The organism is Verrucomicrobiia bacterium (assembly GCA_035489575.1).
Taxonomy (GTDB): Bacteria; Patescibacteriota; Saccharimonadia; order Saccharimonadales; family JAGQNK01; genus DATHJY01.
The window spans coordinates 120,713-134,054 of record DATHJY010000011.1; the positions used below are offsets into that span (position 1 = coordinate 120,713).

Genomic DNA, 13,342 nt, shown 5'->3' on the forward strand with positions numbered 1-13,342 from the left:
TTGCTCCACGCTGCACTCCTGAAAATGCCCGAGCCATAGCGACTCACCCCAAAGATCCCTCAGCCAGAGAGAGTTTTCTTTTTGGTACATGCTTGGCGTAGAATTATTACATACTATGAACGAAACCGGCGAAACGTCTGATAGCCCCGACCTCCTAGAGGTCAGTCCGCTCCCTATTCGCCGCAGGATTAGGCGCGCGCTGAGAGGTTCGGTGGAATTCTGCCCTCCTTGTCCCGCCAAAGGCTCGTGTGCGGGCAAAGTCACACCCCAGGTAGGAATTAGGCGGGCAAAAAACTCGTATGACACCCCAGTAATACTTGCCGAGGTGATATTCACGGATAGAGATGGACTACGTAGTAAACCTAAAGTTGCTGGCATAGATCGGTTTGATGACGCCAAGTCCGAAGAGTTAGCATACCGACTCGAAAACCGAGTAGGTCGTTGTAACGGCCCCGCCGACGCTAACTGCCCAGCGCTTACCAACGACGCCATAAAACACTTAGCCGCAACCGTTATGGGTGACATAGACCAGTAGGCACCTTCCATTTCCGGCATAAATGTTGTAAAATCATATCTATAAACTAATTGTGATGACTAAAAGTCGTTGTGCATGCTCTCTTATAGCAGTTCAAAGATGTTACATCACCAAGGAGATAGTTCTATGGCTGAAGCCAAGAAACCAGCAGCAAAGACTGCTGCTAAAAAAACCGAAGCACCCGCTGGCAAACAACGTATTCGTATTCGCCTAAAGGCCTACGACCATAAAGTAATCGACCAATCTGCCAAGCAGATCGTTGACACCGCCCTGCGTACCGGCGCCACCATTGCCGGCCCGATCCCACTGCCTACCAAGAAGACGCTTTACACCGTTGTCAAAAGCCCGCACGTCTACAAAAAAGGACGTGAGCAATTCGAGATGCGCGTACACAAACGCCTTATCGACGTCCTAGAGCCCACCCCCAAGACCATCGACAGCCTCATGAACTTGAGCCTGCCAGCTGGTTGCGACGCCGAAATTAAGATGTAACATTCGTTGCATAAATAGTTATTTTATGCTATAATATGTACCTCTGTGAATAGCAGAGGTACTTTTATATGTCAGTACCAGAGAAGGGTGTTTGATGCGAGGAGCAAGTCTTGCCGTTTGGCAGCAAGGCTTGCTCCTCGCATCGACCGCAACTTGTCCCATTCGACCAGACCAAGGAGGCCTTGTGCCTGCTACCTCCACCGTCCCCGACAGCGGTGAACTCCTGGACGGAGACTTCTGCTACGAACTCGTCCGACCGGGCTGCTACAACGTCTACAGCAACAACGCGGAGCTAGACCTCGGCAAGCTCTTCCCCCAAGGCTTCCACGGTGAAGTCAATCTTGGCATGGAAGGTGTGCACTGGGCAATCGGCGTCAAGCGTGAAGCTCGAAACCCGGCCCACCTCTGTGCCCAGATCCTGCCGGCTCACCGAGGCACCAGCATGCAGATCCTGACCAACGCCGCACGCGTCCTGCGCGAAGCGTTCTGGCCGACCGACCTCCCAGATCACACCCCCGTCCGGGCGACGAACGTTGCCGACCACAGGCGTGTGCCGCTGAACCTCGGCGAGGTCCAAGTGGGCATGAAGGTCTGCACCCGCGGCAGCATCCAAGTGCACGGCATCGTGGCCGAGATCGGACACGATGACGATGGCCGAGACGCCGTGTGCCTCTCCAGATCACCGTACATCGCCCACTTCGAGGACCCCCAGGGACGCAGGTGGTATTATGCCGACCTAATGGGGCTTGTCCCACGCCACGCCGGCACCAACCGTGCCCACTGGGACCCTCGCAGCTACACCCTTCCGGACTGACAGCGTGTCATCATGGTGGCCATCCACACCCTGGCTCTGGCCACCATGATGACACAACAATTTACTTATATGATCATGTACAATACGCTTATGGCCTCAAAAACAAAAAAGAAACAAACCTCACAGGAATTAGACAGCATTTATATCCTCAAACTTGTGGTGTATCTGGTGCTTGGGTCGCTCTGGCTCAAAATAACCGACGGGCAAGACACTCAGATACCTATTCCTATCGGCTTTTTCATCGGCCTGGTATTTGCCAGTCATGACCACATTCAGCTGGATCGCAAGATTGGGTATGCCGTACTGCTCGTGGCCATGCTCATTGGCTTTTGGGCACCGTTTGGCGTCTACGTTGCCACATAATTCGTAGTGGAATTATCAACACATTGACAGAGGTTAGCAAACTATGCTAATCTGTAGCGGTATATCAAAAGTTCCCGGACTTGGTGAGTGGCATAGGTCTGCCCCTAACAGAGGTAGAAACCAGCCAACACCAAGCGTTTTTGTGTCACGCATTCGTGACACTTAAGGGAATTAAATAACAAGTAAGGTTTGCTATGAAAGCTCTTATCACCAGAAAGGTTGGCATGACCAGTACCATCGCAGAAGATGGCGTAGTTCAAGCCGTTACCTTGCTTTCCGCTAGTCCCTGTGTCATTACGCAGGTGAAGACCGAGGAAACTGACGGCTATACAGCTGTTCAGCTCGGCACCGAAGAAAACAAAGCCATGGGCAAGGCCCAGGCTGGTCACTTCAAACCATCAAAGGTACAGCCAAAGCTCGTGCGCGAATTCCGCATTGCAGAGGTTGATGAAAGTATCAAAGTCGGCGAGAGCATCTCGGCCGACATTTTTGAAGTTGGGGACATCGTAACTGTCACCGGCACCAGCAAAGGTAAAGGCTGGGCTGGTACCATCAAGCGTCACAACTTTCATCGGCAGCGCAAAACACACGGTGGCAAAGGCGATACCCGCAAGCCCGGTTCTATTGGCTCTATGTATCCGCAGCACATCCTGAAAGGCAAGAAAATGGCCGGACAGATGGGCGCAGAGCAAGTAACTGTTCAGAATTTGCGGGTTGCTTTGGTAGACACCGACCTTGGTGTTATTGGTGTAACCGGCGCTGTTCCAGGCCCACGCAAGGGCATTGTCCTTATCAAGGAGGCAAAATAAGATGGCTGTACCTACTTATACAAAAGCCGGTGCCAAGGCTTCTACTCCAGCCAAGCTCGACAAGGCTGTCTTTTCAGTGATGCCAGAGAACCATGAGCTCATTCAAGTAGCTTATGTAGCATACTTGGCAAACGGCCGCGGGAACTTGGCACAGACAAAGACTCGCGGTCTTGTTAGTGGTGGTGGTAAGAAACCATGGAAACAAAAGGGTACTGGCCGGGCTCGTTTTGGCTCAAGCCGTAACCCTATTTGGCGCGGTGGTGGTATCGCCTTTGGTCCTACTGGCCAAGAAAACTACAAGCAAAAACTGCATGTTACAGCAAAGCGTCTGGCCATCCGCCAGGCTCTCAGCCTGAAAGCAGATACCAGCGCTATTAAAGTTATCGAGACTTTTGAGTGTAAGGATGGCACTGTTAAGCCAACCATCAAACTCCTGGAGAGGATCGAAGCAAAGGGCAATACCCTGATTGTCGTAAGCAATAAGGACACCTTGGTCGAGCGCGCAACACGCAACCTCCAGAACGTCAAAGCTATACACGCCAAGTACCTGAATGTCTATGATGTCATAAACGCTGACACCATTGTAGTGAGCAAGAAAGCCCTCGACATCGTCCATGAGTGGCTGGGAGGTGATAAGTAATGGATAAGACTATGATTCTAAAACCTCGCATCAGCGAGAAAGCTTATGCCATGAGCCAAGACGGCAAAAGCGTCTACGTATTCGTAGTACCCAAAGAAACCAGCAAGCAAGCAATTGCTTCAGCTGTGGCTACTCAGTATGGCGTAACCGTTACTGCCGTTAATACAACCGTCACTAAAGGCAAGGCAAAACGAACCGTCCGCAAGGGTGGTCGTGCTATTGCCGGCCGCACCAACACCATCAAGAAGGCCTACGTCACCCTGAAAACGGGCGACTCTATTGCCATCTTCAAGGCTACTGAAGACGAGAAGCCAGCTGCCAAGGCTGCCAAAAAGGAGAAGAAATAATGGCCATTAAAGCATACAAGCCTACCACTCCTGGTCAGCGCGGTATGACCACTCAGGACATGAGTGCTATTACCACCAAGAAGCCACTGAAGTCCTTGACAGTCATCAAGAAAAAGCATTCTGGCCGTAATAACCAGGGCCGTATTACTACTCGCCACCGCGGTGGTGGTGTCCGTAAGTTCTATCGCCTGATTAACTTCAACCTGCCCGCAGGTACTACGGCAACTATCGAACATATCGAATACGACCCTAACCGCAGCGCTCGTATTGCGCGCGTCAAAGACCAAGACAACGTGTACCACTATGTATTGGCTGCCAAGGATATGAAAGTTGGTCAAACCATTGCCAGTGGCGAAGAAATTGCCATCGAAAACGGCAACCGCCTACCGCTCAAAAACATTCCAGTTGGTAGCGTTATCCACGCCATCGAACTGCAACCTGGTCGTGGTGCCCAATTAGCCCGCAGCGCTGGCAACAGTGCCCAGCTGATGGCCAAAGAAGGAACTTACGCCCAGGTCAAATTGCCCTCTGGTGAAGTCCGTCTGGTCAACATTAACTGCACCGCCAGTTTAGGTGTTATTGGCAACGAACAACATCAGAACATCAAGATTGGTAAAGCAGGACGCAATCGCCACAAGGGCAAGCGCCCAGGTGTGCGTGGTGTTGTTATGAACGCGGCCGATCACCCTCATGGTGGTGGTGATGGTGGCCGTCACGGCGTCGGTGGTGGTAAGAACCACGGTACAGCTCCCAAGACCCCTTGGGGCCAAAAGACCCTGGGCTTCAAGACCCGCCGCCGCAAGAGCACAACCAAGTTTATCTTAAAGAGCCGTCACGCGGCGAAGAGGAAATAAGGGAGTATATAGATGAGTCGTTCACTCAAAAAAGGGCCATTCATAGATCCCAAGCTCGCCAAGAAAGTGGCCGCACTGGGTAATGAAGACCGCACCATCATCAAGACATGGGCTCGTTCGAGCACCATCAGCCCAGACTTTGTTGGCCGTACTATTGCTGTACACAATGGCAAAGTTCATGTACCAGTATTCGTTACCGAAAACATGGTTGGTCACAAACTCGGCGAGTTTAGCCCAACCCGTAAATTCCGCAGTCATGGCGGCAAGCTCGCGAAAGGCAAGAAGTAATGGCAGTTACCGCTATCGCTAAAGGCGTTCGCATGAGCCCACGCAAAGTCGGTGTTGTAGCCGCTTTGGTTCGTGGCCGCACCGTAGCTGACGCGCTGACAATCCTTCAGCACACCCCTCGTCGCTCGGCATTGCCTGTCAAGAAAGTTATCGAAAGTGCCCGGGCTAACGCCGACCACAACCACAACTACAAGGCAGACACCTTGCAGATTGTGTCCATCCAGGTCAGCCCTGGCCCTCGTTTTAAACGGTACCGTCCCGCAGCTCATGGTCGCGCATTGCCATTCCAGCGACGCACCAGCCATATTCATGTAGTCGTCGATGGCGAGCAGCGAGCAGCCAAAAAGTCAGCATCATCTGCGAAAAAGGAGACAAAATAATGGGACAGAAGGTAAATCCAATTAGCATGCGTCTTCAGGTCAATAAAGACTGGCGCAGCAAGTGGTTCGCTTCCAAGCGCGACTATGCAAAGTTCTTGGGCCAAGACCTCAAGATCCGCAAACTAATCCAAGACAAGGTCGGTTCACGTGGTGCTATCAACAAGGTAGACATCGAACGTTCGCCTAACCTGGTATCAGTCACTATCACCACCGCCAAGGCCGGTGTAGTTATCGGTCGCGGTGGCGCAGGCGCCCAGGAGCTCAAGGCAGCTATAGAGAAAATCTATGGTTTCCCGGCTCGTGTAAATATTGAAGAAATCAAAAAGCCAGAACTGTACGCCAAGCTCGTTGCCGAGAACATCGCCCACCAGTTGGAGCGCCGTATTGCTTTCCGGCGAGCCATGAAACAGTCCGCAGGCGCAACCATGCGCGCTGGTGCCAAAGGCATCCGTATTGAAATAGCCGGACGCCTCGGCGGTGCCGAAATGTCTCGCCGCGAGAAAACAGTCGAAGGCTCAGTGCCACTGCACACCCTTCGTGCTGATGTCGACTACCACGCAGCCCGTGCCAAGTATCCAGGTGCCGGTATTATCGGTATCAAGGTCTGGATCTACAAAGGGGAGGTTAATTAATATGATTTCTTCTGTTGTTTTAAGGGAAAAGAGCAGCCAGAACGCGGATTCATTCCGCGTCCTGCGCGATGAGAAAAACCGCAAGGTTTGTCTCATGGCTTGCAAAGGGGAGGTAAACTAATATGCTTATCCCGAACCGAACCAAACACCGTAAGGTGTTCAAGGGCCGCGTTCGCGGACCCGCCACCACTGGCAATCATATTGCCTTTGGTCAGTTTGCCCTGCAAGCCCAAGGTCACGAGCGCATCACCAGTCGTCAGATCGAGTCCGCTCGTCAGGCAATGACCCGCTACGTGAAACGTGGTGGTAAAATCTGGATTCGTATCTTCCCACACACACCTGTCAGCCGCAAGGCGCTCGGTACCAAGATGGGTAGCGGCAAAGGTAACCCAGAATTCTTCGTAGCCAAAGTCCGTCCCGGCACCATTATGTTCGAGATGCAAGGTGTGCCAGAAGAAACTGCACGCGAGGCAATGCGCCTGGCTGCCCACAAACTCCCTGTCAAGACCAAATTCTTGGTGAAGGAGGATGTTTAAGATGCAAAAAATGACTGAAATTCGTAAATTATCAACCACAGAGCTAGCAAACGGAAGTACTAAGCTCCGTGAAGAAATCGCCGAACTAAAGCGCGGTCTTCACATGGGCGAAGTCACCAACGTCAAAGTCGTGCGCACAAAGCGCAAAGAACTGGCACGTATGCTGACCGTTCTGAGTGAGCAGCTCGCAAAGGAGACAAAATAATGAGTTTTTCCATGGTCCTCAGGGAAAAGAGCAGCCAGAATGCGGATTTATTCCGCATGCTGCGCGATGAGAAAAACCGCAAGGTTTGTCTCATTACCCCGAAGGGGGCAAAATAATGGCACGTACATTAGTGGGTGTGGTTGCGTCTGACAAAGCCGACAAGACAATTGTTGTCCGGGTTGATACCAGAAAGACCCATCCGGTTTATAAGAAGCAGTACACCACCAGCAAGAAGTTTATGGCTCACGACGAGCAAAACGAGGCACACACAGGTGACCGTGTTGAGATTTCCGAAACCCGTCCCCTGAGTGCTCGCAAACGTCACACGCTCAAGCGAGTGATCGAGCACGCCGCCATTCAGCACGTCGAAACCGTCGACAAAGCAGTAGCAGAAGTGACTGGCACCAAAGAAAAAGAAGAAACGGAAGCCGAGGAGAAGAAGTAATGATTCAGCAAGAATCTCGCCTCAGTGTCTGTGATAACAGCGGTGCCAAGGAAATCCTATGCATCCGCGTACTGGGCGGCACCCGTCGGCGCTACGCCCGTGTAGGCGATGTTATTGTGGCTACCGTCAAACAAGCCAGTCCAACTGGTACCGTCAAAAAGAAGTCAGTTATCCGTGCAGTTGTTGTACGCACCAAGGACACCATTCGTCGCAAGGATGGCTCGACCATTAAGTTTGACGATAATGCAGCTGTTATTATCGGTGACGATAAAAACCCCAAGGCTACCCGTATCTTTGGCCCAGTCCCACGCGAACTGCGTGACCAAGGCTATGCCAAGATCATCAGCCTAGCACCGGAGGTCCTATAATGAGTGATCAGATCTATAAAATTCGCCTAAAGAAAGGCGACACTGTCGTCGTTCGTGCAGGCAAATATAAGGGCAAGTCCGGCAAGATTACTGCCGTACACCCTAGCCTCAACAAAGTGACCGTTGAGGGTATCAATATCGTCAAGAAACACCAGAAGCCAAACCGAGCTCACCCTCAGGGCGGCATCCTGGAAATCACCAAGCCTATAGATGTCAGCAAGGTTGGCATCAGTGACGGCGGCAAGCCCTCACGTATTGGCTACAAAGTCGACAAAGACGGTAAAAAGACTCGCATCGCCAAGAAGTCTGGGAAGGAGATCAAATAATGGCTGAAGCAAAAACCGCTACAAAAGCGCCAGCAACTGCTGCACGCCTGAAAGCTCTGTACACCAGCAAGTTCGCCGACGAGCTACAGAAGGAGCTTGAGCTCCCTAACCGCAACCAGGTTCCAAAATTGGAAAAGATTGTTCTGAACGTTGGACTTGGCAAAGCCAAGGACGACAAAAAGATCATGGAAGTTGCCGCCAATACACTTCGCAAGATCACCGGCCAGCAACCCATAGAGACTGTTGCCAAGAATTCTATCGCCGGTTTCAAGCTGCGCGAAGGCAACAAGATCGGCCTAAAAGTTACATTACGCGGTAACTATATGTACGAATTCATGGATCGCCTGATTAACATTGTGCTACCACGTTTTCGTGACTTCCACGGCGTTAAGACCACTGCCTTTGACAAGTCCGGCAACTTTAGCCTGGGCCTCACCGACCAATCAGTCTTTCCTGAGCTTACCTTTGAAGAGACAACAACCGTCCATGGCATGCAAGTGGTATTTGTAATCACCTGCCAAGAACCCGCACATGCCCGTGCATTGCTAGAAAAGTTTGGTATGCCCTTTCAGAAAGGAGCTAAGTAATGGCTAAGAAATCTATGATTGCCCGCGATTTGAAGCGCCAAAAGATGGCAGATCGCTTTGCAGCCAAGCGAGCCGAATTGAAAAAGGTTGGCGACCGCGACGGTCTGCATAATCTGCCGCGCAACAGTTCGCCCACACGGCGCAAGAACCGGTGTGTCGAAACCGGCCGGCCGCGTGGCTTTATGCGCCAATTCGGCCTGAGCCGCATTAGTTTCCGCGAACACGCAAGCAAGGGCGAAATCCCTGGTGTAACAAAATCAAGCTGGTAAGAAAGGAGATAGCTTTCGTGAGTACTACATCAACCGACCCAATCGCAGACATGCTGTCTCGCATTCGTAACGCTATTGCTGTTAGCAAGAGCGAGATCAGCATGCCACACAGCAAAGTTAAAGAATCTGTTGCCAAGCTGCTAAAAGACAATCGCTACGTAGATAGCGTTAACGTCGAAGACGCACGTGTTGGCAAAACACTAAAAATTACCATCAACGGCCCGCAAAAGAACTCCCGGATCACCGAGATCAAGCGCATGAGTACCCCTGGCCGTCGTTACTACGCCAGCGCAGACCAGATCCCAACGGTCAAGCGTGGCCGTGGCGTTGTCATCATTAGCACTTCCAAGGGCATGATGACTGGCGCCGAAGCCAAGAAGCAAGGTGTTGGTGGTGAATTAATTTGTAAGATTTACTAAAGGAACAAAGTAATGAGTCGTATAGGAAAACTGCCCATCGATATACCGAGCGGCGTGACAATCACTGTCGACCCTGACTGGATTACTGTAGCGGGGAGCAAAGGCACCCTCAAGCAGTTCACCATGCCGGGCGTGACAGTTAAACAAGAAGACAATCAAGTTGTCGTCACCCGCATAAATGACGAAGCGCCAAACCGTGCCAAGCACGGGCTGATGCGCACACTGGTTGCCAACATGATAGAAGGCGTCAGCAAAGGCTTTGAGAAAAAGCTAGAGCTAAACGGCGTCGGCTTCCGTGTAGCGTTGGCTGGTCCTGGTCTGAAGTTCAATATTGGTTTCTCGCACGAGGTCAATTACGCACTGCCACAGGGCGTATCCGCCAAAGTAGAAAGTAATATTATTACAGTGTCTGGCATAGACAAACAACAGGTCGGCCAAGTCGCCGCTGAGATTCGTGCCCTCAAGAAGCCAGAACCCTACAAGGGCAAAGGTATTAAGTACGTTGGCGAGCGGATTATCCGTAAGTCAGGTAAGTCAGGTAAGGACAAGTAGTATGAACAGAATAACTCATAAGATCCAGAATCTTTCCCGCCGACGCAATCGTGTTCGTTCAACCGTGTCCGGCACTGCTGAACGTCCTCGCCTGAGCGTGCACGTCAGCAACAAGCACGTGAGTGCACAGATTATTGACGATACCGCTCACAAAACCATTGCGCAGATCAGTACGGTTGGCCAAAAGGATGCCCTGGGCACCATGACCGAGCGCGCTACCTGGGTTGGTACCCAAATTGCAAAAAAGGCTAAGACTGCCAAAGTTCGTCAGGTCGTATTCGACCGCGGTGGCCGTCTGTACCATGGCCGCATAAAGGCCCTGGCTGACGCAGCCCGCGCCGGAGGATTGGAGTTCTAATATGGCAGACCAAAGAGAACAACGAAGAGGCCGGCACGACAACCGACCGCCGCAAGAAGAAAAACAGTTCGACGAGCGCGTTGTAAACATCGACCGTGTTGCCCGTGTGGTTAAGGGCGGTCGCCGCTTCCGATTCCGCGCGCTGGTTGTCCTTGGCGACCACAAGGGTAGGGTAGGCATTGGCATCTCAAAGGGTGCTGACGTGACTACAGCCGTTGCCAAGGCCGTAGAAGTAGCCAAGAAGAGTATGGTGACCATCCATATGTACAACGACACTATCCCGCACGAGGCCGAGACGAAAGTCAGTGGTGCTCGTATCCTCATTAAGCCAGCCGCTCCTGGTACTGGTCTGATTGCAGGCGGTGTTGTTCGTACCGTGCTGGAAGTAACTGGTATCAAGAATGCATTGTCCAAGTCACTTGGCTCAAGCAACAAAATCAATATTGCCTACGCCACCCTAGCTGCACTGCAAAGTGTTGTGCCTGCTGACAAGTGGGTGACGAATCAGGGCGAGAAGAAAACCTCCACGAAAAAGTCCGTAGCCAAGGAGAGCGTAAAATGAAAGTAAGGGAAAAGAGCAGCCGGAGCGGGCGAATTTATTTCGCCGCCCCGCGCGATGAGAAAAACCGCAAGGTTTGTCTCATCACAGCTGTGGAGGCCAAATAAATGAAGTACAACGAATTAAACCTAACCAAAAAGCGCAGCCCCAAGCGAGTGGGACGCGGCATCGCAGCTGGACAGGGTAAGACTGCCGGTCGGGGAACCAAGGGCCAAGGCGCTCGCAAGAGCGGTGGTGTTCGCCCCGGATTTGAAGGTGGCCAGACACCCCTTACTAAGCGACTGCCTAAGTTGCCTGGCTTTACGTCTCACCGACCAAAGGTCGAGAACGTCTATACCGGCCAACTCGAAGCTTTTGCGGGCAAAACCGCTGACAACTTTACGGTCGCAGAAGCTGGCTTAACCACCAGCCCCTACGTCAAAGTAAAGCTGATAGTCCAGGGCGACATTACCAAGAAAGTTACCGTCAAACTCCAGGGTGCCAGCGAGAGCGCCATTGCAGCCGTCCAAAAAGCCGGTGGTAGCTTTGACAAAGTGCCGCAAGTAAAACGTCAGCCAAAAGAAAAGCCAGAAACCAAGTAGCCCACCGTGGGCTGCTAGAGAGAAAAAGTCACTCGTTCACGGGTGACTTTTGTTATAGTAGGGGCGAATGAGCAATAAGACCCAAAAAAAGCGCGACAAACATATTACGCGCGAGATACATCGTTTGTTCTGGAGGCACACCCTCAACAACCCGCTTCGGCTTGTTCTGGGTATGTCCGGACGATTCCCGGCTTTTATGACAACACACCTCTTGATGCCGCTGGTTGTTGCCAACGCCCTGCAGGCCATCATCGAGAGGCAATTTGACAGTATTACTGGCTATGCGTACCAGCTGCTTCTACTGGCAGCCATCTTCTCGGTCCTGTGGGCCATCAGTAACTACCTGGTTATTGGAACAGTTGCCAGGGCTGGCAGGAACATACAAAGAGAAGTATTTGCCAACTTCCTACACAAAGATTATGACTTTTATGCCAATACCTATTTTGGCGCATTGGGCGATCAAGCCTCGCGTCTGCGCGAAGCATTTATCGGTGACTACTGCGGCGTTTTCCTTTTGGCCGTTCCTAAGCAACTGGTAGTCATAGTCGGAGGGATTGTGGTGATTGCAACCAAATCACCACTTCTAGCGCTCGTAACGCTGGGAGCTATGGCGTCAGTATTAGGATTTACCATGCTTACCAGCAGTATGCGTATAAAGTGGCGCCGAAAGGTCAGCGAAGAAAGTAGCGCTATCGCTGCCAAACTTGGTGATGCGCTAACACAAGCGCCGGCCGTAAAAAGCTTTGCCTCAGAAGATTACGAAAGTAAAAGGCTTGATCACAACCTTAACCTCTGGGAACGTGCTCAGTTTACTGCATGGATGTCCTCTGTACCCGCAGATGCCGGACGTTATTTCTTGGTTGCTCTTGCCACAGCCATTCTGCTGGTTATGACCGGTCGTATGTACCGGGATGGTGCTATATCGATTGCCATCGTCGCTCTTGTGCAACTATACGTCGTAAAAATGGTTGCAGCCACGATTGATATCAATGACATTATCAAATCTTATGAATCTGCTGTAGGTGGTGCATACCAGCCTATAAAAACCATGCTGATACAGCCTACCATCGTAGACAGCGCAAAGCCGGATAAGTTACCAAGACGAGCCAAATACCCCGTTACCCTTCAGTCCGTGTCATATAAATATGACAATACAGCCAAAGACGCAGTAGCGGTGCGTGATTTTACATTAGACATTGCCCCTGGCGAGAAAGTAGGGCTGGTTGGCTTTTCTGGCAGCGGCAAAACAACACTGACCAAACTGCTACTTCGATTCATGGACATCACGAGCGGCAGCATTGCCATAGCCGGCAAAGACATTCGGTCTATCGCCCAAAAAGACCTACGTCGCCATATATCATACGTACCACAGGAACCGTTACTGTTCCACCGAAGCATTGCCGAAAACATTGCCTACAGCAAACCTACTGCTAGCAATAAAGAGCTAAAACACGCCGCTAAAATGGCCTACGTCACGGAGTTCATAGAAGAGCTGCCCGAGCGGTACAACACCTTAGTTGGCGAGCGGGGAGTCAAATTGTCTGGTGGCCAACGCCAGCGCGTGGCCATAGCCCGTGCCATTCTAAAAGACGCCCCCATCCTGGTCCTGGACGAAGCCACCAGTGCTCTAGACAGTCGCAGTGAACAACTCATTCAAAAAGCTCTATGGAGTCTTATGGAAGACCGGACCGCCTTAGTGATCGCTCACCGGCTCAGCACCATTCAGCGCATGGACCGCATTGTGGTTATGGATAAGGGCAAGGTGGTCCAAGTTGGTACGCACAGGGAACTCCTAAGAGACAAGAAGGGCATATATGCCGAATTGTGGGCACACCAAAGCGGTGGCTACATTGGGGTACCGGCTGAACCAGAGGATGATGTAGGTGCCATATCTGTTGCATAGAGCCCACCTCATGGTAATTTTTGAGACTGAAAGCTGATGATTTTTAAGCGAAACCAGCAAAAAATGGCAGTTTTCTGGCC

The 13,342-nt window shown here is 51.6% G+C and carries 24 protein-coding genes; all 24 read left to right on the plus strand.

What is annotated here, in order from left to right:
- Positions 1-115 precede the first annotated feature (115 nt).
- The 24 genes from VK694_05100 (at position 116) to VK694_05215 (ending at position 13,262) form a co-directional block, all read left to right on the plus strand.
- Positions 116-535, plus strand: a complete 420-nt coding sequence (locus VK694_05100) for a hypothetical protein (GenBank protein ID HTE58095.1) — start codon at positions 116-118, stop codon at positions 533-535.
- 126 nt (positions 536-661) lie between these two features.
- Positions 662-1,027 (plus strand): 30S ribosomal protein S10, encoded by a 366-nt coding sequence (gene rpsJ, locus VK694_05105; protein ID HTE58096.1) that lies wholly within the window; start codon positions 662-664, stop codon positions 1,025-1,027.
- A gap of 94 nt (positions 1,028-1,121) precedes the next feature.
- Positions 1,122-1,841 (plus strand): hypothetical protein, encoded by a 720-nt coding sequence (locus tag VK694_05110; protein HTE58097.1) that lies wholly within the window; start codon positions 1,122-1,124, stop codon positions 1,839-1,841.
- A 90-nt stretch (positions 1,842-1,931) separates the two neighbouring features.
- Entirely contained in the window at positions 1,932-2,204 is a 273-nt protein-coding gene (locus VK694_05115; protein HTE58098.1) for a hypothetical protein, read from the plus strand.
- Positions 2,205-2,398: 194 nt separating this feature from the next.
- Positions 2,399-3,013: a 50S ribosomal protein L3 gene (gene rplC / locus VK694_05120; GenBank protein ID HTE58099.1), complete on the plus strand. Its 615-nt coding sequence runs from the start codon at positions 2,399-2,401 to the stop codon at positions 3,011-3,013.
- A gap of 1 nt (position 3,014) precedes the next feature.
- Complete coding sequence (gene rplD / locus VK694_05125; protein HTE58100.1) at positions 3,015-3,653, plus strand: 50S ribosomal protein L4; 639 nt, start codon at positions 3,015-3,017, stop codon at positions 3,651-3,653.
- 11 nt (positions 3,654-3,664) lie between these two features.
- A complete protein-coding gene (gene rplW, locus VK694_05130) occupies positions 3,665-4,000 on the plus strand; it encodes a 50S ribosomal protein L23 (protein HTE58101.1) in 336 nt (111 codons plus the stop codon).
- Complete coding sequence (rplB, locus tag VK694_05135; protein ID HTE58102.1) at positions 4,000-4,854, plus strand: 50S ribosomal protein L2; 855 nt, start codon at positions 4,000-4,002, stop codon at positions 4,852-4,854. The genes rplW and rplB overlap by 1 nt, the downstream gene beginning before the upstream one ends.
- Positions 4,855-4,866: 12 nt before the next feature.
- Positions 4,867-5,142, plus strand: coding sequence for a 30S ribosomal protein S19 (gene rpsS / locus VK694_05140; GenBank protein HTE58103.1), 276 nt, complete (start codon positions 4,867-4,869; stop codon positions 5,140-5,142).
- The gene (gene rplV, locus VK694_05145; GenBank protein ID HTE58104.1) at positions 5,142-5,522 is read left to right on the plus strand and encodes a 50S ribosomal protein L22; all 381 of its coding nucleotides are present in this window, start codon (positions 5,142-5,144) and stop codon (positions 5,520-5,522) included. The genes rpsS and rplV overlap by 1 nt, the downstream gene beginning before the upstream one ends.
- Complete coding sequence (gene rpsC / locus VK694_05150; protein HTE58105.1) at positions 5,522-6,154, plus strand: 30S ribosomal protein S3; 633 nt, start codon at positions 5,522-5,524, stop codon at positions 6,152-6,154. Before rplV ends, rpsC begins: the two co-directional genes overlap by 1 nt.
- 122 nt (positions 6,155-6,276) lie before the next feature.
- Positions 6,277-6,690, plus strand: a complete 414-nt coding sequence (gene rplP, locus VK694_05155; protein HTE58106.1) for a 50S ribosomal protein L16 — start codon at positions 6,277-6,279, stop codon at positions 6,688-6,690.
- 1 nt (position 6,691) lies between these two features.
- Complete coding sequence (gene rpmC, locus VK694_05160) at positions 6,692-6,895, plus strand: 50S ribosomal protein L29 (protein ID HTE58107.1); 204 nt, start codon at positions 6,692-6,694, stop codon at positions 6,893-6,895.
- A 115-nt stretch (positions 6,896-7,010) separates the two neighbouring features.
- Positions 7,011-7,340 (plus strand): 30S ribosomal protein S17, encoded by a 330-nt coding sequence (gene rpsQ, locus VK694_05165; protein HTE58108.1) that lies wholly within the window; start codon positions 7,011-7,013, stop codon positions 7,338-7,340.
- Positions 7,340-7,708, plus strand: coding sequence for a 50S ribosomal protein L14 (gene rplN, locus VK694_05170; GenBank protein ID HTE58109.1), 369 nt, complete (start codon positions 7,340-7,342; stop codon positions 7,706-7,708). Before rpsQ ends, rplN begins: the two co-directional genes overlap by 1 nt.
- The gene (rplX, locus tag VK694_05175) at positions 7,708-8,034 is read left to right on the plus strand and encodes a 50S ribosomal protein L24 (GenBank protein ID HTE58110.1); all 327 of its coding nucleotides are present in this window, start codon (positions 7,708-7,710) and stop codon (positions 8,032-8,034) included. The genes rplN and rplX overlap by 1 nt, the downstream gene beginning before the upstream one ends.
- A complete protein-coding gene (gene rplE / locus VK694_05180) occupies positions 8,034-8,621 on the plus strand; it encodes a 50S ribosomal protein L5 (GenBank protein HTE58111.1) in 588 nt (195 codons plus the stop codon). The genes rplX and rplE overlap by 1 nt, the downstream gene beginning before the upstream one ends.
- Positions 8,621-8,890: a 30S ribosomal protein S14 gene (gene rpsN, locus VK694_05185; protein ID HTE58112.1), complete on the plus strand. Its 270-nt coding sequence runs from the start codon at positions 8,621-8,623 to the stop codon at positions 8,888-8,890. The genes rplE and rpsN overlap by 1 nt, the downstream gene beginning before the upstream one ends.
- A 17-nt stretch (positions 8,891-8,907) precedes the next feature.
- Positions 8,908-9,309 (plus strand): 30S ribosomal protein S8, encoded by a 402-nt coding sequence (gene rpsH / locus VK694_05190; protein ID HTE58113.1) that lies wholly within the window; start codon positions 8,908-8,910, stop codon positions 9,307-9,309.
- 12 nt (positions 9,310-9,321) lie between these two features.
- A complete protein-coding gene (gene rplF, locus VK694_05195) occupies positions 9,322-9,861 on the plus strand; it encodes a 50S ribosomal protein L6 (protein ID HTE58114.1) in 540 nt (179 codons plus the stop codon).
- 1 nt (position 9,862) lies between these two features.
- Positions 9,863-10,219: a 50S ribosomal protein L18 gene (rplR, locus tag VK694_05200; GenBank protein HTE58115.1), complete on the plus strand. Its 357-nt coding sequence runs from the start codon at positions 9,863-9,865 to the stop codon at positions 10,217-10,219.
- Position 10,220: 1 nt separating this feature from the next.
- On the plus strand, positions 10,221-10,781 hold the full coding sequence (gene rpsE, locus VK694_05205; GenBank protein ID HTE58116.1) for a 30S ribosomal protein S5: 561 nt from the start codon (positions 10,221-10,223) through the stop codon (positions 10,779-10,781).
- A 104-nt stretch (positions 10,782-10,885) separates the two neighbouring features.
- Entirely contained in the window at positions 10,886-11,359 is a 474-nt protein-coding gene (rplO, locus tag VK694_05210) for a 50S ribosomal protein L15 (GenBank protein ID HTE58117.1), read from the plus strand.
- Between the two features lie 67 nt (positions 11,360-11,426).
- A complete protein-coding gene (locus VK694_05215) occupies positions 11,427-13,262 on the plus strand; it encodes an ABC transporter ATP-binding protein (GenBank protein HTE58118.1) in 1,836 nt (611 codons plus the stop codon).
- Positions 13,263-13,342: the final 80 nt, after the last annotated feature.

What these genes read in the sequence shown, in the direction of transcription:
- VK694_05100 (HTE58095.1), top strand. Translation starts at nt 116, where the DNA reads ATGAACGAAACCGGCGAAACGTCTGATAGCCCCGACCTCCTAGAGGTC.
- rpsJ (HTE58096.1), top strand. Translation starts at nt 662, where the DNA reads ATGGCTGAAGCCAAGAAACCAGCAGCAAAGACTGCTGCTAAAAAAACC.
- VK694_05110 (HTE58097.1), top strand. Translation starts at nt 1,122, where the DNA reads ATGCGAGGAGCAAGTCTTGCCGTTTGGCAGCAAGGCTTGCTCCTCGCA.
- VK694_05115 (HTE58098.1), top strand. Translation starts at nt 1,932, where the DNA reads ATGGCCTCAAAAACAAAAAAGAAACAAACCTCACAGGAATTAGACAGC.
- rplC (HTE58099.1), top strand. Translation starts at nt 2,399, where the DNA reads ATGAAAGCTCTTATCACCAGAAAGGTTGGCATGACCAGTACCATCGCA.
- rplD (HTE58100.1), top strand. Translation starts at nt 3,015, where the DNA reads ATGGCTGTACCTACTTATACAAAAGCCGGTGCCAAGGCTTCTACTCCA.
- rplW (HTE58101.1), top strand. Translation starts at nt 3,665, where the DNA reads ATGATTCTAAAACCTCGCATCAGCGAGAAAGCTTATGCCATGAGCCAA.
- rplB (HTE58102.1), top strand. Translation starts at nt 4,000, where the DNA reads ATGGCCATTAAAGCATACAAGCCTACCACTCCTGGTCAGCGCGGTATG.
- rpsS (HTE58103.1), top strand. Translation starts at nt 4,867, where the DNA reads ATGAGTCGTTCACTCAAAAAAGGGCCATTCATAGATCCCAAGCTCGCC.
- rplV (HTE58104.1), top strand. Translation starts at nt 5,142, where the DNA reads ATGGCAGTTACCGCTATCGCTAAAGGCGTTCGCATGAGCCCACGCAAA.
- rpsC (HTE58105.1), top strand. Translation starts at nt 5,522, where the DNA reads ATGGGACAGAAGGTAAATCCAATTAGCATGCGTCTTCAGGTCAATAAA.
- rplP (HTE58106.1), top strand. Translation starts at nt 6,277, where the DNA reads ATGCTTATCCCGAACCGAACCAAACACCGTAAGGTGTTCAAGGGCCGC.
- rpmC (HTE58107.1), top strand. Translation starts at nt 6,692, where the DNA reads ATGCAAAAAATGACTGAAATTCGTAAATTATCAACCACAGAGCTAGCA.
- rpsQ (HTE58108.1), top strand. Translation starts at nt 7,011, where the DNA reads ATGGCACGTACATTAGTGGGTGTGGTTGCGTCTGACAAAGCCGACAAG.
- rplN (HTE58109.1), top strand. Translation starts at nt 7,340, where the DNA reads ATGATTCAGCAAGAATCTCGCCTCAGTGTCTGTGATAACAGCGGTGCC.
- rplX (HTE58110.1), top strand. Translation starts at nt 7,708, where the DNA reads ATGAGTGATCAGATCTATAAAATTCGCCTAAAGAAAGGCGACACTGTC.
- rplE (HTE58111.1), top strand. Translation starts at nt 8,034, where the DNA reads ATGGCTGAAGCAAAAACCGCTACAAAAGCGCCAGCAACTGCTGCACGC.
- rpsN (HTE58112.1), top strand. Translation starts at nt 8,621, where the DNA reads ATGGCTAAGAAATCTATGATTGCCCGCGATTTGAAGCGCCAAAAGATG.
- rplF (HTE58114.1), top strand. Translation starts at nt 9,322, where the DNA reads ATGAGTCGTATAGGAAAACTGCCCATCGATATACCGAGCGGCGTGACA.
- rplR (HTE58115.1), top strand. Translation starts at nt 9,863, where the DNA reads ATGAACAGAATAACTCATAAGATCCAGAATCTTTCCCGCCGACGCAAT.
- rpsE (HTE58116.1), top strand. Translation starts at nt 10,221, where the DNA reads ATGGCAGACCAAAGAGAACAACGAAGAGGCCGGCACGACAACCGACCG.
- rplO (HTE58117.1), top strand. Translation starts at nt 10,886, where the DNA reads ATGAAGTACAACGAATTAAACCTAACCAAAAAGCGCAGCCCCAAGCGA.
- VK694_05215 (HTE58118.1), top strand. Translation starts at nt 11,427, where the DNA reads ATGAGCAATAAGACCCAAAAAAAGCGCGACAAACATATTACGCGCGAG.